This window comes from Olivibacter sp. EAT-5, assembly GCF_044784325.1.
Lineage (GTDB): Bacteria > Bacteroidota > Bacteroidia > Sphingobacteriales > Sphingobacteriaceae > Olivibacter > Olivibacter oleidegradans.
On the sequence record NZ_CP173028.1, the window covers coordinates 3,464,164 to 3,489,089 of the forward strand.

Below are 24,926 nucleotides of genomic sequence, written 5' to 3' on the forward strand. Positions count from 1 at the left end.
TTTTGTGATACTAAGTGTATTTGCTAGAAGGTTAGGTTCAATCCAAATGTGTAAATTCTTTGAGCGGGGTAACGTGCATAATCAATACCACTGAGTAATACACTTTGGTTATACGATCCGATTTCCGGATCATATCCTTTATACTTGGTAAAAGTGTATAGGTTTTGGATATTCATGTATACTCTTAGATTTTCAACCTGTAACTTAGATAGTAGTTTATTCGGTATTGTATAACCCAAAGAGACATTTCTAATTCGTAGATAGGAACCATCCTCAACAAAACGATCACTCATGCGACTGTTGTCATTTGCGTCACTCACTGTTATGCGTTGTATCGTAGCATCTGGATTTGCAATTCTGACATTTGCGATATCCTGATCAGATCCGTCCGGATTTATTCGTTCAATAATCGCAATGCCCGTCGTTTCTTTCAGCATGCCCGAATTATTCATTGGATTGGTGAAATCTTTACGAAGTTGATTGTATATTTTATTTCCAAATACACCGTTAATAAAGATGTTTAGATCAAACCCTTTATAAGAGAAGTAATTATTGACGCCGAATAAAAATTTAGGCTGGGGGTTTCCAATAAAATCGCGGTCTTGCTCATCAATCTTCCCATCTCCGTTCAGGTCTTCGAAGATGAAGTCGCCTATCCAAATACCGTTTACATCGATGTTTTTGTCTTTAGGGAGTGCGATAGGTATTCTGTTGCCACTTTCATCTAACACAAAATTGTTGTATTGATCTTTCTTATAAAAATCGCTTTCGTCCTGAAACATGCCGATTACCTTGTAGCCATAAAACTGACCAACAGGGCCACCCACCTTGGTATAGGTAAAAGTTTCAGCACCAATCTTTCCCAATATGGTCGCAGTTTCCGTATATAAATCGGTTACTTTATTTCTATTCAGTGAGAAGTTAAGCCCCGATTTCCAGAAGAAGCCTTTTTTATTGATATTGATGGTATTCAACGTAAATTCCAACCCCTTGTTGGTCATTGATCCTGCATTCACCCAAGGGGCAGCAATCAGCCCGCTGATGTAATCGGGAAGAACTGCTTGCATAAGTAAGTTATCGATCTTCTTCAAATAACCATCGGCAATGAATTCGATCCTGTTTTTGAAAAGATTAAGATCTAAACCGATGTTATAAGCGTTAGTTTTTTCCCATTTTAAGTCAGGATTAGCAAAGTTTCCCGGATAAAAACCCGTTCCCCATATAGACGCCGCAGTCGCCATCGTTACACCATAGGCATAGGCGCTTGCCGCTTGATTTCCCACTAAACCCCAACCGAGCCTTAATTTTAAGTTATCAACCGCATTGGCATTCTTTAAAAATGATTCATTTTTCATTTTCCAAGCAGCGGCTAGAGAAGGAAAAGTTCCCCATCGGTTGTTCCGGCCAAATTTATCGGATCCGTCTCTACGGACGGTAGCTGTTACTAAGTAACGATCGCGGAATCCGTAGTTTAACCTTCCAAAATAGGATTCAATGGCTCCAGACGATCGCGAACTGCTATTTCTAGCCGTTTTTGCATCCCCCGCGTCTAACTCATGCACAGAGTTTAGAAAGTAATTGACGCGGCTCCCGGATAGCGACTCCCATCTGTTCTCTTGTGTTTCATGCCCCGCCATTATTGAAAGGTTATGCCAGTCATTGAAATTTTTCGAGTAGGTTAAATAGGTTTTGAGGTTGGTAAAGGACGAGTTACTAGCAGACCGGGAACCTGAAGATTGCTGCTTAAAAGTCCCATAGTCATATGAAGGTGTAAATTGATAGGAATTATTGTAATTGAAGCTGGTATTTCCTTCTATTCTAAGAACTAAATCTTTCAATGGGGTAATATCAGCAAAAGCGCTTATATTGGTCTGTGTACCCTTCGTGTAGTTTTCTCGTGTAAGGGCTTCTTCTACCGGATTTGCAAAATAAGTTCCATACATGTTCTCTTGTTGCGAACCCCAACTCCCGTCCGGATTTCTGGCAGGTACTTCAGGTAGTTGCCTAATAGCCAATGATATAATTCCCCAGTTGTCAATCGTATTTACATTTTCAAGTCGAGCAGTATAGGCACTCACGCCGGTGCTCAACCATTTGTTTATCTTGGAGTCGAAGTTCATCCTTAGCGAATAGCGTGTGAAATTTGATCCTAATGCAATACCTTCTTGATTGAAGTATCCTCCGGTAATAGCAAAGCGATTATTTTCTGTGCCACCGCTAGTGCTTAATTGATGGTTGTGCATCAGTGAAGTACGGAAAATTTCTTTTTGCCAATTCGTTCCTTCTCCCAAAAGAGAGGGATCCATGAACTCTTCCCTTTCGCCAAATCCGATGACGCTACTGCGTAAATTCTGATAGGTGGCGTATTCCCTTAAGTTTAATACGTCTAAGGTCTTTGGTAATTGTTGTAATCCCAGGTATCCTTCATAAGCAACTTTTGTTTTTCCTGCTTGCCCGCGTTTGGTCGTTATCATCACAACACCGTTTGCAGCCCTTGTTCCATAAATGGCTGTAGCTGAAGCGTCTTTGAGAATTTCCATTGACATGATATCTGCGGGGTTAATTGAAGATAATGCGCTGGAATTGTCGCGCGTGTTACCATCAATAAGCACACCATCAATGACGTATAAGGGTTCATTGCCACTAAATGAGTTTGTTCCGCGAATGCTTACCGATATACCTCCGCCCGGAGCACCCGAGTTTTGTGTAACGGCAACTCCGGCAACTCTTCCCTGCAAGGCCTGGTCTAAGGAAGTATTGACGGATTTGCTTATATCGTCGGCAGTAACGGTAATCACAGATCCAGTGAGATCGCTACGTTTCATCGTTCCGTATCCGACAACAACAACCTCACTTAATGCTTGTGTGTTCTCTTCTAAAGACACATCAAGAACAGGGTTCGTTACCACTAATTCTTGTGTAACATAACCTAAATAAGAAAATACCAATGTTTTACCTTGAGTGATTTCAATAGCATATTTGCCATTTTCATCGGAACGTGCACGATTAGTAGTACCCTTAACAAGCACGGATACACCAGCAAGTTTCGCTCCATTGCTTCGATTGGTTACAATTCCTGTGACACGCAGGTTGTTTGTATTTTGCGCTAACAGGGGCGTTAGGCTCAAATAAAAAAACAGATACAGGATCGTCTGTTTCCAATGCCTGATTACAGGCAAAAGACCTTTTTCAGGTAATTTGTTTAAGTTCATGGTTAATTAAGTTTATAACAGTTTTGGTTTTATTGTTACCCAAGTTGGGTCGGTAAAGTTAAATACAGGATCAAATACAGAAGGGTATAGAATGTTATAGATATGATGCGGAAATGTTAATTTTAAATTTTATCAGCTCTTGCATACACTGGTTGGATGCCAAATTTTCAAATCGGGTTCAGTACAATAAGCGTGTACTATTAATCAATTTTCTAAAGTCCTTTAAGCGCATAACGCCCAAGGTTTTTCCTTGGGCGCTGATAAATTTTAACATTTAATGGATGTTAAAATGGATATTTACCCATATTGGCACCCCACATCAAACCATAGAAGATATACGGATCAATTACCGCCATATTGTTGCGACGATCTAAAACTCCCCCTACATCCCACAAGAACGGTGTAAATCCGGCATTTTTCGCCTCTTGAGCCACGCACGCATGAAAACGGTTTCTGGATTCATCGTGCGCTTTCTGGATAGTCGGATCGCTAAAGGTCCTTCTAACAGAACAAAATTCGCCAACAATTCCCGGGATGCCCTGATCGGTAAATCTGCGCTTCATTTTACTGAATTGTTCGCGTACATAATCTTCTCCGCCCCAGTTTGCCCAACGGCCCTCATACTCACCCACCGCGTAATTTTTAAATTCCTCGCCCCAGAAATAGAACATTTTACCCCAATCTTCATCCTTCGGCATCAGACAGAAATTATAAGGAGCATAATAATGTACTTCCATGATCATTCTACCTGCTCCTGTTGGATCATGTGGCAAAGTCATCAGTTCGTCCGATAAATCAATGTTTGTGGCAGGGCCTTGGACAATTAAATTTCTATAGGTATTTCGGCCTCCGCTATTGCGTACCGCGTCAACAAATGTTTGATAATAGGAATGAAGGACGGCCATCTCTTGACTGTTTTTTACATCGGGCTCGTTACTGCTTGCAAATAGTAAATGCTCATCATAATCACGGAAATAAATGGCAATCTGCTCCCATAAGGCTTTTTGTTTTTTATTGACCGATTCTTGCATTTCGGGCGTACAATTTTTTTCTAACCATCCCTCATCCCAATGGATGTTTAATATGGCATACATATCGTTGTTTACACAATAATCGACTACCTCCTTTACACGCGCTAACCAACTTTCTTTTATTTTATAAGTTGTTTGATCCTCTAAGTATTGATTCCAGGAACAGGGAAGGCGGACAGCGTTAATTCCCGCACTTTTAACGGCCCTAATCATGGCTTCCGTAGTGAGTGGATTTCCCCAATAGGTTTCTCCGCCAATCGCTTCCAATGTATTACCGAGATTCCATCCCACATGCATCTTGGAAACTAGTTGAAAGGCATTACTACTCATTCCGCTCATATCTGGCGGTATTTGCTGCTGACGCGTTGACGCAAGTTTAGATCCTATCGCCGCTTTATTGCTTGGAGAAGCGGTTTCATGAATTTTGGCGCAAGAAAGCATTAAGAATACCGGAATAATTCCGCATAGAATTTTTCTCTTCATAAGTTAAGAAATTAGATTAAAGAATGTTTATAATTGGGAGCTTCACGATACTGTGTATAGCAATCGCTTTAAAACCATCAAGGCTCCTTTGAAACAAAAATAGTGGGAGATAACCACGAGCAGATGATGAAATGTATGCAATAGGGGATCAGTATTTCTCTGCAAGGGGATCATATGTTTCTAATTACAGGATAAAATGATTAGCTGCCAATTTACTTGATACTATTTGTTTATTTTGCGTACGCTATTTACCGAATCAGCTAACCGATGAGGAAACCGACATTTTTTTTAATAATATTTTTATTTGGATTTGTACTCACCTATGCTCAACCTTATGAGTTCGCTCACTTTGATAACAGAAATGGGCTGTCTGGTAACGAAGTGCTTAGTATATTTAAAGATAGTAGAGGCTTCGTTTGGTTCGGCACAAGTACCGGTTTAAATCGCTTTGACGGTATCGCATTTAAGACATTTAATAGTGATGTAAACGGCACTAATAGCTATCTATATGAGAATCTGAGAAAGATTGTCGAAGACGCGAATGGCAATTTATGGCTACAGGGAAACACTTTCCTATTCTATAATTGGCGTACGGAATCATTTACGAGCAATATCGATTCTGTTTTAAACAAGATGGGATTACCTCCATATCCTATTTCCGTACAAGTGGATAAAGACAAAAATTTTTATGTAGCCTACTTCGGAAAAGGAATTTACAAATATGACGTAGGAGCAAAGAAGATATCGCTTTTTAAACAATCACCCTATGCAAAAGATCTTGTTCCATCTCCCATTACTGATATGAAAATTCAAGATTATTTTATGTGGGTATTGCACAAGGATGGTGTCTTAGAGCGGGTCAACACAAAGACGGCGGCAGTTGAGATCCGAAATACCTATATAAAAGAAAAGTTAAAAAGTTCTATCATACCCAAAAATATTTTCATAGACGCAGATAAAGACATTTGGGTATACCCTGGAATTAATGATAAAGGAGCCCTATTCTTCAATTTGAAACAAAATAATTGGACATTATTAGGCGTGGACACCAACCCTGCACTCTCTCATAGCTTCACAAGATGTATTATACAAGACTCGAAGGGTATGATTTGGATAGGCACTGATCATGGGGGGATAAATATTTATGATAAAAAACGTAAGACAATCCGTATCGTTGAAAATAATGTTTATAATAAATATTCGCTGAATCAAAATTCGATTATCAGTCTTTATTGTGATAATGACGGTATCGTATGGGCAGGCACCTACAAAAATGGTGTGTCTTACTATCATCCCAGCATGTTTAAATTTTGGAAATCGCCTCTATATTACCTATTTATTCGAAATGCGGAAGTTTTTGATTGTAGCAGCCTTTATAAAGATCAGCAAGACAATTTATGGGTTGGTACCAATGGTAAAGGCTTGATAAAATATAACGAACAATCCGGAAGTATGCAACGTTTTCGTGCCAACTCGAACGATGAACAAAGTATATCGTCTGACATTATCACCTCGATTTTCGAGGACAGTCAAAGAACAATTTGGATTGGTACATTTTTAGGCGGCTTAAACGCATATAAGAATCGAGGTTTTAAACAATACCGATTTGATAAAAACAATCCCAATTCTTTATCCAACCAAAGTGTGTATGGTATAGCGGAAGACCATGATCATAATTTATGGATAGCTACACTTGGCGGGGGAATCAATCGTTTGAATCCTGAGCGAAAGGTGTTCACACATTATAATAGGGAGAATAGCCCACTACGTTCAGATTTCATCCTGTCAACTTTTACCGACGCTTCTAAAAAGATTTACTTCTGTTCAGACATAGGCATCTATCGGATTTACAAGAAAAATGAAATTGTTCCTTTTTTTGCCGATTCTAAGCTTCAAGACTCGGTTTCGAGAACGCCTGTACCTCAATTAATGACTGATTCCGAGGGTTTGATATGGACGGCAACTAAAAATGGAATTAACATTTATGATCCCAAGGTAAAGACGTTTCATCGCATAACCACTAACAATGGTTTGTCAAGCAACGACGTGCGATCCTTGGTGGAAGATGGTGATGGAAATATTTGGGCCGGAACAAGTAATGGACTGAATCGTATCTATTTCAACCGTAAAATGCCGGAGCTTAAACCAGCTATTATTTCTTTTGACATCAATGATGGGTTGCCAAGCTCTAGTTTTAATCCCAATGCTGTCTTTAAAGATAAGAAGGGCATAATTTACATGGGTACTACCCAGGGTTATATAGCATTTAACCCACAAGATATCCCGGTAAACAATTTTGTTCCTACACCTAGATTCACGGATCTTTTAATAGCCGGTCAAGTGATCAAGCCCCATGTGAATTATAACGGGCGCATCATTATTAATAAATCAATAGTCGATCTAGATGAGATCATTCTTAAACATGATGAAACCAATTTCACTGTTCAGTTCTCCGGCCTCAGCTTTATCCATCCTGAAAAAAATAAATATAAATACATGTTGGAGGGCTTAGAAAAGCAATGGAGAGAGATAACGAATGGTGTTGGCGTAGCGTCATACTCCAATCTCAATGCAGGTACCTATAAGCTTAAAGTATACGCAGGTAACGAAGACAATATTTGGTCAGAAAAACCAATAATCCTAAAGATCATTGTTAGACCGCCCTTTTGGTTTTCCTGGTGGGCGTGGACTATTTATGTCGCTACCGCCGGCCTTTTAATTACATTATTCATAAAACATAAGCTGAACAAGCAAAAAGAAAAATTCGAGCACGCACAAAGGCTGTTGGAAGCAGAAAAATTACATGAGGTCGATCAACTGAAACTTAAATTTTTTACAAACATTAGCCATGAGTTTAAAACACCGCTTTCATTAATAATCAGCCCGTTGGAAAAGCTCCTAACGTCTCCTATAAGTCCAGATGAAAAGTCGACATTAAACATGATGTATAAGAATGCGCGAAGGCTTTTAGATATGGTAAATGAAATACTTGATTTTAGAAAGCTTGATCAAAATCAATTGGCCTTGAATTTATCTAAAGGAAATATTATAGAATTTGCTAAAGATATTTGCGCGTCTTTTTCTCCACTGGCTGCCGAAAAATCTATTAAACTCACCTTTACAACTTTTCAGAAAGATTTGTCGATGCAGTTTGATAGGGAAAAAATGTATATGATCATTGTAAACCTAATTTCCAATGCGTTTAAATATACACGTGAAGGACATATCGATGTCAGCATTTTTCTTTCCGAAAAAGTTAGTAATAAAGCGATAGAAAAGCAGCTCTGCTTTCAGGTGTCAGATACTGGGACGGGCATCAAACCGGAATATCTCGGTAAAATTTTTGAGCGTTTTTTTCGTATCGAGAGTGCTGAGGTACATGGTATTCCGGGTACGGGAGTAGGATTGCATCTCGTTAGCGAATTCGTAAAGCTTCATGACGGTGAAATATATGTTGAAAGCGTTGTAGGAAAAGGGTCCGTATTTACGGTATTAATTCCTATGACAAATACCACATTGGACATCTTGAAAAACCAAGATGTCATCTATCCCGGAAGCGTAAAAAATGAAACATCCTTGGATGCTATGGCTGATTTGAATAAATTGCCACAAAATAACGGCTTGCCATTACTTTTGATTATTGACGATAATCAGGATTTCTGTAGCTTCTTAACCGGTCTGTTTTGTAACGATTATCGTATTGTTACAGCTAACGATGGGGAAGAAGGCTATGGTATAGTGCTTGATCAATGGCCTGAAATGATTCTATGTGACCTAATGATGCCGAAAATGGACGGATATGAGTTTTGCAAAAAAATAAAAGAGGATATGCGTACTTCACACATCCCCGTTATATTGCTTACCGCAAAATCATCCGACGAAAACAGATATTCCGGCATTGAAGCGGGAGCAGACGACTATATTTCTAAACCATTCAACATTGAGATTCTTAAACTGAAGATCGTAAAGATTATTGAGAAGCAAAAACTATTGCAAAGCAGGTTCAAAGCAAAGGTTGATATATCCCCTGGCAAAATCGAAATTGTCTCAATGGATGAGAAATTCGTAAAGAAGGCTGTATCTATAGCGGAAGAGAATATAGGAAATCCCAACTTTTTAGTGGAGGATTTATGCAAAGAAATGGGAATGAGTAGGGTTAATTTCTATAAAAAGATAGTGGCATTGACCGATAAGACCCCATCCGAATTTATTCGATTTATTCGCTTAAAACGAGCCGCAGATTTACTCGCAAAAAGCCAGCTATATGTAAGCGAAATTTCCCTTTTGGTAGGATTTAATGAAGCCAAATATTTTAGAAAATATTTTAAGGATGAATTTGGTGTTACACCCAATGAGTATAAAAAGAATGTCTCGAAGTTGCATGGCGATTGACCATAACGGAAATACAAAATAGAGGTTTTGATACCGCTTCCGTACCGTTAGATTACTAGATTATAGCCTACAATTATCTTTTCAATAGCACACCATTTAACGCTTATTTTAACCGTAAGGGGGATCTATTATGTTGCATTTTTCCCGGGTTTTCACCCGCTATTTTTTTGAAGAGGCGGTTAAAATAGGATATGTTTTCAAAGCCCAGTTGATAAGCAAGTTCTTTAATGCTAATGTGCTTCACCAGCAGCATCAGTTGTGCTTGTTCTATTTTTTTTTGATTAATATATTTTCTAGGAGTACAATGCATTTGTTTTCTGAAAAGGCGAATAAAGTGATCTGTCGTTAAACAGGAGGCCTGTGCAAGCTCCTCGATTTTTATTGGTTTATCCATGTTACTATGAATGTAGTGAATAGCTTTCAAAATGCGTTCGTCCAGATCTAAGTTCCTATCGGCGGCCCCTGTTAAAAAGCGTGATAGGATTTGTTTTAAGATGCCTTCGGTTTCCATCTCTAAGGCAGGGGGTGTATGCGTTTGTTGGCTAATATTCTTTATCAACGTTGGCGAATTATCATAATCTTTCGGATCATAAGCTTGTAGTTCAAGCTTGGGATTGATAGCTGCTAAACGTTTGATAAGGAAAATAATTAACTCATCAGCTTTGATTTCGACAGGAAAATCGAGGATGTCGAAAATACTCAGCTGTTTACCTAAAGTTTCATAGATGTGAATGTAATAAAGTGACAGCTTACCGGTGCAGCTATAACTATGTTTGGTATGAGGTGGTGTTAGGTACAAATGTCCTTCTTTTAGTGTATATGAATGATCTTCACGTACGATTTTGGCTGACCCGCTTTCGATGAAATGAATACGGGTAAAAGGACTATGTATATTTTTCCAGTTCCAATCCGCATGATGGACGGCCCGCCCGACATTCAATAAGATAAATTCTCGTTTAATCTTCTTTTCATCCATACGATCCTTATGTTTTCTAAATATAATAAGAAAAGTCGATAAAGTACAGCTTCCAATATGAATAAAGGATAAAATATGGGAACTAGGGCAAAGCTTAACGTAAAGCAAAAATCGATAAAGTGAAATAATTTGTCGATAATAGACATTGTGGATAGCCTCGATATCCTTAACTTTGAAAAGCGTTGTGACACCATATTGTAAAACCATCGAAACAAATTTTTAACATTCACCTTCATACCAATAAAAATACTTAAGACAAGAAATTAATGGAAAGAAGAACCGTAATAAAAGCCCTTGGAATGGCCATTCCCTCGCTTTGGTTGAGTAAATCAATTGCTAGGTCGACCTTTAACACCTTGCATCCCCATGCACCGATTGCGAAAGTCGATTTTAAACCGGAATGGAAGTCGTTGGAACAGTATCAGGTTCCCGATTGGTTCCGTGACGCGAAATTCGGTATTTGGGCACATTGGGGCCCTCAATGTCAACCCGAAAGAGGCGACTGGTATGCAAGAGGTATGTATCAGGAAGGGAGTGATCAATATAACTACCATGTGGAGAAGTACGGTCATCCTTCTAAGTTCGGCTTTAAAGATGTAATAAACGAATGGAAAGCGGATAAATGGGATCCTGAAATGTTATTGGACCTATATAAACGTGCCGGAGCACAATATTTTGTGGCGCTAGCTAATCACCATGATAATATGGACCTTTACGATAGCAGCCATCAGCCGTGGAATTCTACCAAAATTGGTCCAAAAAAAGATTTGGTTGCGGGTTGGGCTAAGGCTGCCAAAAAACGTGGATTGTGCTTCGGCGTAAGTGTGCATGCCGCGCATGCCTGGACCTGGTATGAAACTTCCCAAAGAGCCGATAAAAATGGCCCGCTCAAAGACATCCCTTATGATGGAAAACTCACGAAGTCTGACGGAAACGGAAAATGGTGGGATGGTCTTGATCCGCAAGAGCTGTATGCGCAGAACCACCCTTTGAGCGAAAACAGCGAAGACCACAACATGATCCACCGCCAATGGAGCTGGGACGTGAGCTCGGGAGTGAGTGTTCCTTCCAAAGCTTATTGTGAAAACTTTCATGATCGGACGGTTGAGCTAATCAATAATTATGATCCTGACCTGGTTTATTTTGATGATACGGTACTTCCGCTCTGGCCAATTGATGATGCCGGACTGCGTATTGCAGCTCATTACTACAATGTCAATCAGCAAAAAAATAAAGGAAAGCTGGAGGCGGTTATCAATGGTAAAATCTTGAATGAACAGCAACGGAAATGTATGGTATGGGATATTGAGCGAGGACAAAGCGACAAAATCGAAAAAGAGCCCTGGCAAACCTGCACCTGTATAGGTGCTTGGCATTATGATAGACGAATCTATGATAATAAAAGCTATAAAAGTGCCAAAACGGTAATCCATATGCTGGCAGATGTCGTTAGTAAGAACGGTAATCTCTTGCTGAGTGTGCCGCTTCGTGGTGATGGTTCCATCGATTCGGAGGCACGGAACACAGTGGAAGGAATTGCTTCCTGGATGGGCGTTAACAGTGAGGCTATCATTGGGACAAGGCCTTGGAAGGTTTTCGGGGAAGGCCCGGCCATGGAAGGCGTTGCTCCACTGTCCGGCCCTGGTTTCAATGAGGATAAGAACAAACCGTTAACCGCCGCCGATATCCGCTTCACAACGAAGAACGGGGTAATATATGCCATTTTAATGGGATGGTCTGAAACCGGCAACGTTTTGATTAACAATTTGAGGGCAGATAGCCATAAGGTAAAGAAAGTAACCCTTCTAGGTAGAAGCAATGAACTAAAATTCGAACAAACTATAGCTGGGCTAGCAGTGACATTGCCTGAGATCGCCGAAAAGGACGAACCGGCTTATGTACTTAAGATCACTTAATATATCGTAAAAAGTTCTATATAAATTATTGGTTATTGGTGAAAGTGTGCCCCGTAAGGGGCATCTTTTGTTTTAAGATAATCAAAATCGATGCCTGTATTATAAAGCGCTCTCGTTTGTTCTGTGTGAAAAGGAGTCCGTCAATGATCAGACCTATTCCCGTCAAGAAAACGCATTAATGCTAACGTTGGCGTTAAATAATGCCTGAATCGACTGCTTTTGTTGAAAAATGATGTTTTTTGACATCTGATTAAACATTTTTGCTAGGAATGTCAACATTTTTATAGGTTGTTCCTGAGCCTGTATAAATATTTTTGTCTTGCTGTGATCATCAAATTTAGTATAAGTCAGCCTAATAAGTCGTCGATTTTTTTGCAGAATATTTTTACCGATCGTTGAATTTTATTAGTCGGGCTTTAAAAACGCTGTTCACAATTTAACCTATGTTATAAGCTAACAATTATTTTATGGAACATCCAATTTTACAAACTTATGTTATGGGGCAATGGCGCGGACTGAAGCATTACGGTCTTGCTTTTATAGTCGCCCTTTGTATGCTACCAATCATGAATGCACAAGCGCAGCATGCGATAAAAGGAAGGGTAGTTGATGAATCCGGAAAAGGCTTTCCCGGTGCTAGTATTCAAGTAAAAGGCACTTCTATCGGAACTAAAACCAACGAAGATGGGTATTATTCCCTGAATGTACCCGATATAAATGCCGTTTTGGTTTTCTCTTATATCGGTTATGTGTCGAAAGAAGTAAAAGCAGCTGGACAAAGCTCACTAAACGTAGACCTTTCTCCAAATGCCGAAGCGCTTTCTGAAGTCGTAGTGGTAGGCTATGGTACGCAACGAAAAGAGTCAGTGACAGGTTCCGTGGCATCAATTAGCGGAAGCGATCTAAACCAGGTACCTACGCCGAATATTTCACAAGCCTTGCAAGGCCGTTTGCCAGGCGTCCAATTAGCACAAACATCCACCCGGCCAGGGGCAACAATGCAGATCCGTATCCGCGGTACCCGTTCTTTGACAGCAGATAATAATCCACTGGTTGTTTTGGATGGTATCCCGTTTCCGGGCTCACTTGGAGATATTAATCCAAATGATATTAAAAGTATAGACGTGTTAAAAGATGCCTCTGCGACGGCTATATATGGTTCGCGAGGTGCAAATGGGGTGATTTTGGTTACCACTAATAAAGGGCAGCAAGGTGAGCAGGCAAAGTTTAGCTATAACGCTTACTATGGCGCGCAAACCTTATTTGCCAGATACCCCATGATGAATGGGGAAGAATTTGTAGCCTTACGTAAAGCTGCCGGTATCTTTTCAAATGGTGTAGATGAGGCCGATAACGTGAACACCGATTGGCAGGATCTGAATTACCGGACCGGAGCAGTAAATAGCCACGACATCGGAATTTCCGGTGGTACGGAAAAGGGGAGCTATAATGTTGGGGCTGCATTTTATCAGAACCAAGGCTTGATTCCTACGCAACAATATAAAAGATATTCGTTACGTAGCTCAATTGACCAAGGGATTGGTAAACATTTTCGCGTGGGATTCACAACGAATAGCAATTATAACATCAGCGCTGGTAATCAACTTGGCTTATTTGGTGTATTGGCTGCCTCGCCGATCCTCAACCCTTATAATGAAGATGGCACGCTAAAAAGAACCGTGAACGCCTCTTTAGGCGATAATTATGTGTTGACCAGAAAGGTGGTAGAGGGGCTACATGACGACGGAATGTGGATCAACGAAACCAGAGGCTTTGCAACCTATAATTCGATGTATGGTGAGGTGAATATCCCTTGGGTGGAGGGATTGAAATACCGTGTTAACCTTGGTCTGGATTTTATTCAAAGTAATAATGGTAATTACACGGGGGAAGGAGTCAATAACGTAAACCCGCAAACAATATCTACTGCGGGAATCAGTAACGCGCATACTTATCATTGGACCGTGGAAAACCTGATTACTTACGATAAAACAATAGCAGAAAAACATCATTTGAATTTCACCGGACTTTATTCTGCGGAACGGCAAAAGTATAATTCTTCGGCAATGTCCGCGAGGGATATTCCTTCTGAAGCTTTCCAGTTTTATAATTTGGGGCACGCCACCGGAGAAATTACCATCAATCCGGATCAACAGAATTATACCTTATGGGGCTTGATGTCCTGGATGGGAAGAGTCATGTATGACTATGATAATCGCTATATGCTATCAGCTACCCTGCGCTCGGATGCTTCTTCAAGGTTAGCCCCCGAACATCGCTGGCATACATATCCGGCGGTATCTGCTGGATGGAATGTTGCCAATGAATCGTTTATGAAAGGGATTGATTGGATAAATATGTTGAAGTTACGGGTGGGCTATGGACAAACATCCAACCAAGCCATTGCTCCTTATGCTACATTGGGGCGTCTAAGTACGCGGCCTTACAATTTCGGTGAGGAAAATTATGCCGTTGGATATTATGTGACTCAATTGCCGAATAGCAACTTGGGCTGGGAATTTTCGGAAACGTGGAACTACGGACTTGATTTTTCGCTGCTGAGTAATCGTTTATCAGGAACAATTGAATATTATACAACGCATACGAAAGACTTACTGCTTGGTGTCGGTTTACCGCCAACATCCGGCGTGCAGAGTTATACGGCTAACATCGGACAGACACAGAATAAAGGGATCGAGTTGACATTGAATGGGACTATCTTAGCCGGCGGACGAGATGGTTTAACTTGGGATCTTGGGGTCAACCTTTATGCGAACCGAAATAAATTGACCGCGCTTGCATCAGGTGCCACACAGGATGTGGGCAATTCCTGGTTTGTTGGCTATAACATCAATGCAATCTATGATTATGAAAAAATAGGTCTGTGGCAAGAGGGCGATCCTCACTTGGATATTTTGGAACCGGGTGGTAAGGTCGGGATGATTAAGGTGAAGTATACCGGCGGCTACAATGATGATGGTACGCCTGTTAGGCCTATTAATGCGGACGATCGACAAGTGATGAATGTTGATCCGGATTTTGAAGGCGGTTTTAATACACGATTGGCGTACAAAGGATTCGATTTAAGTGTGGTGGGCTTTTTCAAAAGCGGCGGACTACTGGTGAGTACTTTATATGGGTCAGGAGGGTATTTGAATACACTTACTACGCGTAATAATAATGTGAAAGTCGACTATTGGACTCCGGAGAATACGGATGCGAAATATCCTAATCCAGCTGGACCGCTTAGCGGCGATAATCCGAAGTATGGTAGCACATTGGGTTATTTTGACGCTTCATTTTTGAAGCTACGTACTATTTCTTTGGGGTACGACTTTAATCGAAGTTTAATTAAAAGCCCGAACATGCGCTTACGTGGATACTTTACCGTTCAAAATCCCTTTGTTATGTTTTCACCTTATCATCGTGAATCAGGCATGGATCCGGAAACGAACTCATTCGGTGACGAAAATTCAGCTGTATCGTCTTATCCGAACCGGATTTTGACAATTGGAACGAATGCACCTGCAACCCGCAATTATGTGGTAGGGCTCAATCTTGTTTTTTAATGCCTTGACGGTTAACCATTAAAGAAATAAAAAATGAAAGCGATTATAAATATAAAAAGTTTTCTCGGTACTGCCTTGGCGGTATTATTAATGACTGGTTGCTCAAAAATTTTAGACGAGCAGCCGCGCAGTATTTTTACTCCCGATTACTTTTCTACCGAAAAAGGTGTTTTGGGTGGCATAACGTCTATGTATGCACATTTACGCTATTTATATGGCGAGGCCTACTATTATAACTCTTGTATTACCGGTACGGATGAAGCGACCTATGCGCAGAGTGCAGATGGGAACTTTAGAGATATGGACCTGTCGGGTGTCGGTCAGATTAGTGCCACAAGCCATCCTACGAGTTTTGTTTGGAATGTAAGCTTTCCAAATATAAACACGGCAAGTGGAATTATTGAAAATGCAGCTAATGTAGGGGTGGCTGAATCAATTGTGGCAGAGGCTCGGTTCTTTCGTGCATTTGATTATTTCTTGCTGGTGCAAACCTATGGGGGAGTGCCGTTAGACTTAGGAGCCGGTGAATTGAAATTTAATACCAATCCCGTTCGTTTTTCGGTTCGTAATACCGTGCCGGAAGTGTATACGAAAGCGATTTTTCCCGATTTACTCTTAGCGGTGGAAAATCTACCGAATGCCGGACGGGTAACGGGTGGTGTAACGAAAACGCTTGCTCGACTTTATTTAGCGAAAGCCTACCTTACCTATGCGTGGTGGCTCGAAAACCCAAATAATATCCCTACATATCCCGAAGTTGGTAGGACAGACCCCGATGGACACGACGCTCAATGGTATTTTCAGCAGGCTTATAATATAGCCGTAGAAGCAATTGACAACCCGGGACCCTTTAGTTTACAACCAAGCTATTATGACATACATATCGGATCAAACGATCGCAATAGTGAAATTTTATTGTATGCGGATCATACGGAGAAGAGTGCATTTTACAATGGAGGAAGCTTAGAATATGGAAGCGGCGGTGCACCTGATAATTTCGCTGTTTGGATGTTTACCTGGAATTATACCCTCCTTAGAAGTGGTAGCGATGCTTCGTGGTCGAATGCCGTGAGCTCCGTGCAACGCGAGGCCGTGCAGTCGTTGGGCCGCCCATGGACGCGGATGGCGCCAACCATTGACGTCATAAAAAATACCTTTGCGGATAAAACCAATGATTCGCGGTATGATGGTACTTTCGTGACCGTTTATCGTGGGAACTGGCCAAAGGCCGGTGTTTCCCAAGCGGTGTTATACAATGCGAATAACTTGCCTGTTAATCCGGGGGATCCGATATTGACTTTTTTGACGGAAGAACCTGAAACGCCAATTGATTATGCTAACTGGGCCTCAAAAAGTAATGTAGGAGCCGGTGCATTACCGGGACGGGCAGATTTCGTTATTTCTCCCGAAGGGGTCAGTAGGCTAAGGTATCCGGGCCTTTGGAAGTTAGGAACCTACCGCACAGATAACGGCGACGGTTTAGGTCAACCTAATGCGGGAAGTACTCGGCCTTTTAATATCGCTAAATTTTCTGAACTTTACTTTATTGCTGCTGAGGCAGCTGTTAAGGGGGCTGCCGTACAGGGTGGTAAATCGGCCAGAGAACTGATTAACGTAATACGGGCGCGTGCAGGAAAATGGACATTCGATAATGCGGGAAATATGGAGAAGATAGCCGATTACAGTGCGCAGATGACTGCAGCTACGCCTACTACGATTGATATTAACTATATTTTGGCCGAACGTTCCCGGGAGTACTATGGAGAAGGTTACCGTTGGTACGATTTGGTGCGGACTCAGAAATGGGCTGAATTGTCGGCTAACTATCGTATAGGAGGCAATGGTATTGGCGATCATACGCCGATGACCGTGACACGGAGTATCCAACCTTTCCATTATTTGCGTCCTATACCGCAAGGTCAATTAGATGGTATGCAAATGACGGAAGCGGAAAAAGCTGCGTATCAAAATCCGGGATATAACTAGGAGTAGAATAATGAGAGACAGCTCATGGTGGGTTGTCAATTAAAATAGACCATGAAAAGATTGTTCCTTTTAAGTGGGGCGGTATTGATGATATTGATGCCTTTAAGTAGCATAGCCCAAAATGCAAAAGCTCGAAATCCTGTTATTTTTTCGGATGTGCCGGATATGTCAATGATTCGTGTTGAAGATACTTATTATATGAGTAGTACTACCATGCACATGAATCCCGGGCTACCTTTGATGAAATCCAAAGACCTCATCAATTGGGAGCTGATTGGCTATGCTCATAAGGCTTTGGCCGATATGGATGAACTCAATCTGAATCATGGCAAAAATACTTATGGTAGAGGTTCTTGGGCCAGTAGTCTTCGATACCACAAGGGGGTTTATTATGTAAGTACATTCGCGCAGACTACCGGTAAAACCTATATCTATATGACTAAAGATATAGAAAAAGGTCCTTGGGAGGTAAAAGAGTTCAAGCCGATGATGCACGATCATACCCTCTTTTTTGAAGATGATAAGGCTTATATGATTTGGGGCAGTGGCCAACTGCATATTGTTGAGTTATTGCCGGATTTTTCCGGCATAAAGCCTGAAACCCAACATGTGTTGATCGACAATGCAACGTTGCCAAGTACACCGAATGGAACGCGGGGCGGATTGCCGGCAGAAGGTTCTCAGCTATTTAAGGTAAACGGGAAATACTATCTTTTTAATATATCCTGGCCTCCGGGAGGCATGCGTACGGTCATTGTTCATCGCGCTGATCAGTTGATGGGACCTTATGAAGGGCGGGTGATGTTGCAAGATAAAGGCGTAGCACAAGGGGGCTTGATTGAGAGCACTCATGGCGAATGGTACGCTTATCTGTTTCAAGATCATGGTGCGGTTGGTCGTATTCCGTTTTTAGTACCCGTTCAATGGAAAGATGATTGGCCAATATTGGGCATTGATGGTAAGGTACCCCAAGAGCTAAATTTACCTGCAAGTAAAGGCTTGGTTCCAGGCATCGTTAATTCGGACAATTTCAGTCGCAAAAAAGGAGAAATAAAATTACCTCTAGTATGGCAGTGGAATCATAACCCGGTGGATACGCTTTGGTCCGTGACCGAGCGTGAGGGATACCTCCGGTTGAAAACCGGTCGCATTGATACCAACTTCTTACAAGCAAGAAATACATTAACACAGCGGACAATAGGTCCTGCTTGTAGTGCGAGCATTGCCATAGAAGTGGCCAAAATGAAAGATGGCGATTTTGCCGGCTTATCTCTTTTACAAAAAAATTATGGAATAGTTGGCGTCCAATCAGTGGGTAATCAAAAATATTTGGTCATGGTTAATGCTTCGACCGGTAGTCTTAAGGAGTTTGCAAAAATTCCCTTGGATCAACAACGCGTATATCTGAAAGCTGCATGCGATTTCAGGGATAAGAGGGACGTTGCCAATTTCTTTTTTAGTCTAGACGGGGAAAAATGGATATCGATTGGAACATCTTTGAAAATGTCTTATACCTTGCCCCACTTTATGGGTTATCGGTTTGGATTGTTCAATTACGCAACTAAAAATACCGGAGGATATGTAGACATTGATTTTTTTGACTATAAGGATAAATGATAAAGACAAATAACATGATAGCGATTCGGTCTATTTTTAGAGCTTTGTTACTTACGATTTTAGCACTGCAGATAAGTTTTTCGTTGATTGCTGCAAGCGTTGATATACCTGCATATATTGACTTCACTGAACAACCGGGCTACTTGCCTCTGGTAAAAGGCGGCAACGCAATTCCCATTATAGGGGGAGGAAACGAAGACGACGCGGTTGTCCGGGCAATAGATCAGTTGCGGCAAGATTTTGAAAAGGTAACCGGTGTTGAACCCATAGTGACACCCGATCACGTGTCGGCAGGGAGTAAAACGCTGCTTTTAATAGGTACCTTGGGCCGGAATCCATTGATCGATCAATTAGTAAAACAGAAGAAGCTTGATGTATCTGCAATCCGTGGGCAGTGGGAAGCATCGCTGACACAAACGATAGACAATCCATTACCTGGTGTAGAAAAAGCATTACTTATTGTGGGAAGTGATCGGCGTGGAACGATCTATGGCATTTATGAGTTATCTAAACAGATGGGCGTATCGCCTTGGTATTGGTGGGCGGATGTTCCTATTCAGCGGCATTCCGCGGTGTATGCCCGCTCGATAAAGACAATCAGCCAACCGAAGGTTAAGTACCGTGGTATTTTTTTAAATGACGAAGCTCCTGCATTATCCGGTTGGGCTAAAGAAAAGTTTGGTGGCTTTAACCATGAATTTTATGAGCATGTTTTTGAGCTTATTCTGCGTCTAAAAGGCAATTACCTCTGGCCGGCTATGTGGGGAAGCGCTTTCTATGATGATGACCCCGAAAATGCAATTTGGGCCGACAGAATGGGAATAGTTATGGGAACATCGCATCATGAACCACTGACCCGAGCTCATGATGAATGGCGCCGTTATGGTAAAGGACCTTGGGATTATCAGCAGAATGCCGAGAACCTTCGGGATTTCTGGCGAAGTGGCATTCGTAGGATGGGAGCTAGAGAAAGTGTTGTCACCATCGGTATGCGTGGCGACGGTGATGAGCCGATGAGCGAGGAGAGTAACATCCAGCTGCTGGAGCAAATTGTGAACGACCAGCGCAAAATTATTGCCGATGAGACCAGCAAAGTTGCGAAAGAAACACCTCAACTTTGGGCCTTATATAAGGAGGTGCAGGATTATTATGATAAAGGAATGCGCGTACCCGATGATGTAACCCTATTGCTTTGCGACGACAACTGGGGAAATATACGGAAGCTACCGGATCCGGCTGCAAAAAAAAGGAGCGGCGGTTATGGGATTTACTATCATTTCGATTACGTGGGCGGTCCCCGCAATTCCAAGTGGATTAATGTCAGTCAGGTGCAACGCGTTTGGGAACAGATGAACCTGGCTTATCAATATGGAGTGGACCAGATATGGATTGTGAATGTAGGTGATTTAAAACCGATGGAATACCCGATTTCATTTTTCCTGGACATGGCATGGAACCCAAATCAGTTTAACGCGTCCAATTTGCTACAGCATACTGAAAGCTGGTGTGCACAACAATTCGGTGAAAAGTATGCAAAAGAATCGGCCCGTTTGATCAATACTTATACAAAATATAATCATCGGATTACACCTGAATTGTTGGACGAAAACACCTACAGTTTGGAAAACTATGGTGAGTTTGAACGCGTGGTTGAAGACTATCGTAATTTATTGATCGATGCCATGCGACTTTACTACATATTGCCTCAACAGTATCGGTACGCTTTTGACGAATTGGTCCTGTTTCCTATCAATGCATGTTCTAATTTATACGAAATGTATTATGCAGTAGCCAAAAACCGATTTTTCGCGAACAAAAATAATGAGCGAGCTAATTATTGGGCCGATCAGGTTAAGCGCTGTTTCGAACGCGATTCAATATTAACCGTACATTATAATAAAGATATAGCGAATGGCAAGTGGTCGCATATGATGGATCAGATTCGGATTGGCTATAAGATTTGGCAAGAGCCTCACAAAAGCACGATGCCTGATGTAAGTTATTTGCCTATGACGAAGCCGAAACATAAAATTTTTATAGAGGCCGACGGTTATGTATCGATGGAGGCTGAAAATTACCATATCGCTAGTGGGAGCGACAAGGTTGCATGGACGATCATACCGGATCTAGGAAAAACGCTTTCCGGTGTAACAACCGCTCCGGTGACCAATACCCCCAATGAACAGGTATACCTTGAGTATAAGATAGATCTCCGGGCGACAGGAAAAGCAAAATTGATTGTTTTAACTTCGCCAACTTTAAATTTCAATGCGAATAAAGGTTTACGTTATGCCGTGTCTATGGACGGAGGGGCTGAGCAGGAGGTGAATATCAATGGGCATTATCGGGGAGAGCTCGGTGAATGGCAGGCGAAACGGATCATAGAAACCGCTACTACACACCTTATCGAAAAGGCGGGGCTTCATACGATTCGCGTCCGTCCGTTGGAACCAGGTATTGTGTTTCAGAAGATTATTTTGGATGTAGGGGGATTAAAACCATCATATTTAGGTCCCCCACAAAGTGAGTACAAAAGAGATGATTAACGCTTAGCACCTGAAGATGAGAACAAAGGATCATACAGACAGAAGACGAAACAATAATAGAATTATATGATGAAGAAAATTAAAGGCACACCGTTACGCTTTCCGATCAGTCCTATTTTTTTAATAGTATTTTTTGCGCTTTTACCTTGGCCTTCACAAGCACAGGTAACCAATAGTTCAGCGGATCCGTTCGATTCCGCTCCGCTTTTCACCTATTTTAAGTATGAGGGAAAGGATGAAGTTTATCAAAAAAATCCGCTGAAGGCAAATGAATTCTATACACCAATATTACAGGGGTGTTATCCAGATCCGAGCATTACGCGTAAAGGTGATGATTATTACTTAGTGAATTCGTCTTTCGCATTTTTTCCGGGTGTTCCTATTTTTCATTCCAAGGATTTGGTTAACTGGAAACAAATTGGGCACGTTCTTGATCGGCCTTCGCAGCTGAAGGTAACAAATGCGGGTATGAGCGAGGGAATATATGCGCCGGATATTAGCTACAATCCTCATAACGAGACCTTTTACATGATCACAACACAATTTGCGGGGGGGATAGGAAACATGGTGGTAAAAACGAAAGATCCTCTGAAAGGGTGGAGCGACCCGATCAAACTCGATTTTGAAGGAATTGATCCAGCGCTGTTTTTTGACGATAACGGAAAAGCTTACGTGGTTCATAACGATGCACCCGAGAAGGGTAAGGAGCAATATAATGGTCATCGGGTTATAAAAATATGGGATTATGATCTGGAACGTGATCAGATCATACCGGGTTCAGATAAGGTGATTGTTGACGGAGGTGTAGATATCAGTAAGAAGCCGATCTGGATAGAAGGCCCGCATCTCTATAAAAGAAATGGGCGGTATTATTTGATGTGTGCAGAAGGTGGTACCGGTGATCAACACAGTGAAGTTGTTTTTGTTAGCGATAACCCTAAAGGACCTTTCGAACCAGCACCTAAAAATCCGATTCTGAGTCAACGGCATCTGCCAAAGGATAGGAAAAATAAGGTCGACTGGGCTGGACATGCCGATTTGGTGGAGGGTCCTGATGGGAAATATTACGGCGTTTTTTTGGGTGTTAGGCCTAATGAGGCAAACCGTGTGAATACGGGACGTGAGACTTTTATATTGCCGGTAGATTGGTCAGGTGTGTTCCCGGTGTTTGAAGGGGGGCTCGAACCGATGCCTGTGAAATTGAAAATGCCATCAGGTGTGGTCAACAAGACCGGAAAAAATGGCTTTCTACCTAATGGGAATTTCGCGTTCATTGATGATTTTAAGGGAAAGACCTTGGATATGCGATGGATCGGCGTAAGAGGCCCTCGGGAAAACTTCGTCCAAACGGGTAAGGAAGGACTACGAATAACGCCTTTGGAAACCAACATTAATGAAATAAAGCCCACATCGGCCTTGTTTTATAGACAACAACATAAGGATTTTTCGGCAACAGTTCGTATGACCTATCAACCGATGTCCGAAAAGCATTTGGCAGGGATTACTTGTTTACAAAAGGAAACGTTTCATTATGTTTTTGGTATTACGAAAAAAGGACAACAACATTACCTGGTTTTACAGCGTACAAGGAATGGCCAGTCCGAGCTTATCGCGCAAGAACGAATTGACATAAGTAAACCAATTGAACTGCAAGTTTCGGCGCAAGGAGATCGCTACCAATTCAGCTATGCTTTTGATGGAAAGAATTTTAAAAATTTGGGTGGAGCTGTTTCGGGGGATATCCTGTCAACAGATGTAGCCGGTGGTTTTACCGGTGCACTCATCGGACTATATGCGACGAAGGCAAATGATATAAGCCCTAAGAGCGATTGACCGCTGAAGGCGGCATGATGCTTATAAAAGCAAGCAAAAAATGAATAAAAGAAAATAATTGGATGAAAACAACAAGTTGTACTCTTTTAATTGGGCTAATTGCATTGACATGCAGTTGTTTAGCACAGGATAAGCTTGGAGCTGCCCCAGTGGACTTCGATAAACCGCAGACCAATATTCCACATGGTAAAATTGATACCTTATCTTATCCGTCTGCCGTGGTTGGTAAAGATCGCAAAGCACTCATCTATACACCCCCTGGCTTTTCCGTCAAGAAAAAGTATCCGGTTTTATATCTTTTGCATGGCATTGGTGGTGATGAAAAAGAATGGTTTGTTAATGGGCAACCGCATATCATCTTGGATAATCTATACGCAGAGGGGAAAATAGAGCCAATGTTGGTTGTACTTCCGAACGGTAGAGCTATGGAAGATGATCGTGCTATTGGCAACGTTTTCGATAGTGTAAAGGTACAGGCATTTGCTCGATTTGAACAAGACTTGCTCCAGGATTTGATTCCTTTTATCGAGCAGAATTATCCGGTGTATACCGATCGGGAGCATCGTGCATTAGCAGGGCTTTCAATGGGAGGCGGGCAGTCTTTAAATTTCGGCCTTGGCAATCTCGAAAGCTTTGCTTGGATAGGTGGTTTTTCGTCGGCTCCTAATACTAAAACACCTGAAGAGCTGGTTCCTGATGCCGCTTACGCTAAAAGCAAACTGAAACTTTTGTGGATTTCCTGTGGAGATGAAGATCGTTTAATCACCTTTAGTCGCCGACTGCACGATTACTTAAAAAAACACCAAGTGCCCCATCTTTATTATGTTGAATCCGGTGGGCACGATTTTAACGTATGGAAGAACGATCTCTATTGGTTCAGTCAAAAAATATTTAAATGACCATTGTGTCTCGCAGAAAGTTGTTGAGTTTAAATAAAAATGATTATCGGAAAGCTATCGGGGATATAGCTTTTAAAAAGAAACATTTTCTTTAGTCACTTTTTTCCGCAAAAAGTGACGCAAAAACTCGTCGCTTTAAAATTTACAGGAACGACAGTGCCTCCCAGTACTACTTGTAAATTTTAGAGGCGACATATTGCAGAACGGTGGGTTTTTACTTTTAACCGAACGTATTATCTTTAGTCTTAAATACAGTCCCGCGCTAGGAAAAACGGCCTTGGAGGATATCGACGCAACGAGCAGTAAAGCATTTGCACCCTCGCTCATATTGCAATCCCCAAGCGGATTGAGGAAGTGAAACGGCTCCAATACGCGCCAGTGATGCTTTGCCATCGGTTGCAAGGTAGCCTACACATGCCTTGACTTTTTTGGTTCTTTTTGTGTTAAGACAAAAAGAACACGATAG

At 41.6% G+C, this 24,926-nt stretch carries 11 protein-coding genes; 8 read left to right on the plus strand and 3 right to left on the minus strand.

Annotated elements, in window-relative coordinates:
- Positions 1–23: 23 nt before the first annotated feature.
- Both ACH11B_RS14225 and ACH11B_RS14230 read right to left on the minus strand, forming a co-directional pair.
- Complete coding sequence (locus ACH11B_RS14225; RefSeq protein ID WP_377610349.1) at positions 24–3,212, minus strand: SusC/RagA family TonB-linked outer membrane protein; 3,189 nt, start codon at positions 3,210–3,212, stop codon at positions 24–26.
- Positions 3,213–3,496: 284 nt separating this feature from the next.
- Positions 3,497–4,726: a glycoside hydrolase family 5 protein gene (locus ACH11B_RS14230; RefSeq protein WP_377610351.1), complete on the minus strand. Its 1,230-nt coding sequence runs from the start codon at positions 4,724–4,726 to the stop codon at positions 3,497–3,499.
- Positions 4,727–4,993: 267 nt separating this feature from the next.
- On the opposite strand from ACH11B_RS14230, the gene ACH11B_RS14235 reads away from it, so the two are divergent.
- On the plus strand, positions 4,994–9,118 hold the full coding sequence (locus ACH11B_RS14235) for a two-component regulator propeller domain-containing protein (protein ID WP_377610353.1): 4,125 nt from the start codon (positions 4,994–4,996) through the stop codon (positions 9,116–9,118).
- Between the two features lie 103 nt (positions 9,119–9,221).
- Here ACH11B_RS14235 and ACH11B_RS14240 read toward each other — a convergent pair whose 3' ends face one another.
- Complete coding sequence (locus tag ACH11B_RS14240) at positions 9,222–10,094, minus strand: AraC family transcriptional regulator (RefSeq protein ID WP_168204554.1); 873 nt, start codon at positions 10,092–10,094, stop codon at positions 9,222–9,224.
- Positions 10,095–10,360: 266 nt separating this feature from the next.
- Here ACH11B_RS14240 and ACH11B_RS14245 point away from each other — a divergent pair, with 266 nt between their 5' ends.
- The 7 genes from ACH11B_RS14245 (at position 10,361) to ACH11B_RS14275 (ending at position 24,460) form a co-directional block, all read left to right on the plus strand.
- A complete protein-coding gene (locus ACH11B_RS14245) occupies positions 10,361–12,010 on the plus strand; it encodes an alpha-L-fucosidase (protein WP_377610355.1) in 1,650 nt (549 codons plus the stop codon).
- Positions 12,011–12,477: 467 nt separating this feature from the next.
- On the plus strand, positions 12,478–15,579 hold the full coding sequence (locus ACH11B_RS14250; protein WP_377478028.1) for a SusC/RagA family TonB-linked outer membrane protein: 3,102 nt from the start codon (positions 12,478–12,480) through the stop codon (positions 15,577–15,579).
- A 33-nt stretch (positions 15,580–15,612) separates the two neighbouring features.
- Positions 15,613–17,565 carry a RagB/SusD family nutrient uptake outer membrane protein gene (locus ACH11B_RS14255; protein WP_013665920.1) on the plus strand — a complete coding sequence of 651 codons (1,953 nt, stop codon included), beginning with the start codon at positions 15,613–15,615 and terminating at the stop codon, positions 17,563–17,565.
- 51 nt (positions 17,566–17,616) lie between these two features.
- A complete protein-coding gene (locus ACH11B_RS14260) occupies positions 17,617–19,182 on the plus strand; it encodes a glycoside hydrolase 43 family protein (RefSeq protein ID WP_149105518.1) in 1,566 nt (521 codons plus the stop codon).
- Positions 19,183–19,196: 14 nt separating this feature from the next.
- Positions 19,197–21,728 carry a glycosyl hydrolase 115 family protein gene (locus tag ACH11B_RS14265; protein WP_377610357.1) on the plus strand — a complete coding sequence of 844 codons (2,532 nt, stop codon included), beginning with the start codon at positions 19,197–19,199 and terminating at the stop codon, positions 21,726–21,728.
- A gap of 66 nt (positions 21,729–21,794) precedes the next feature.
- On the plus strand, positions 21,795–23,561 hold the full coding sequence (locus ACH11B_RS14270) for a glycoside hydrolase family 43 protein (protein WP_149105520.1): 1,767 nt from the start codon (positions 21,795–21,797) through the stop codon (positions 23,559–23,561).
- 62 nt (positions 23,562–23,623) lie between these two features.
- Positions 23,624–24,460 carry an alpha/beta hydrolase gene (locus ACH11B_RS14275; protein WP_377610359.1) on the plus strand — a complete coding sequence of 279 codons (837 nt, stop codon included), beginning with the start codon at positions 23,624–23,626 and terminating at the stop codon, positions 24,458–24,460.
- Positions 24,461–24,926 lie beyond the last annotated feature (466 nt).

Coding starts and splice junctions, on each gene's coding strand:
- ACH11B_RS14270 (WP_149105520.1), top strand. CDS start 21,795: ATGATGAAGAAAATTAAAGGCACACCGTTACGCTTTCCGATCAGTCCT.
- ACH11B_RS14245 (WP_377610355.1), top strand. CDS start 10,361: ATGGAAAGAAGAACCGTAATAAAAGCCCTTGGAATGGCCATTCCCTCG.
- ACH11B_RS14235 (WP_377610353.1), top strand. CDS start 4,994: ATGAGGAAACCGACATTTTTTTTAATAATATTTTTATTTGGATTTGTA.
- ACH11B_RS14240 (WP_168204554.1), bottom strand. CDS start 10,094: ATGGATGAAAAGAAGATTAAACGAGAATTTATCTTATTGAATGTCGGG.
- ACH11B_RS14250 (WP_377478028.1), top strand. CDS start 12,478: ATGGAACATCCAATTTTACAAACTTATGTTATGGGGCAATGGCGCGGA.
- ACH11B_RS14255 (WP_013665920.1), top strand. CDS start 15,613: ATGAAAGCGATTATAAATATAAAAAGTTTTCTCGGTACTGCCTTGGCG.
- ACH11B_RS14275 (WP_377610359.1), top strand. CDS start 23,624: ATGAAAACAACAAGTTGTACTCTTTTAATTGGGCTAATTGCATTGACA.
- ACH11B_RS14225 (WP_377610349.1), bottom strand. CDS start 3,212: ATGAACTTAAACAAATTACCTGAAAAAGGTCTTTTGCCTGTAATCAGG.
- ACH11B_RS14265 (WP_377610357.1), top strand. CDS start 19,197: ATGATAGCGATTCGGTCTATTTTTAGAGCTTTGTTACTTACGATTTTA.
- ACH11B_RS14230 (WP_377610351.1), bottom strand. CDS start 4,726: ATGAAGAGAAAAATTCTATGCGGAATTATTCCGGTATTCTTAATGCTT.
- ACH11B_RS14260 (WP_149105518.1), top strand. CDS start 17,617: ATGAAAAGATTGTTCCTTTTAAGTGGGGCGGTATTGATGATATTGATG.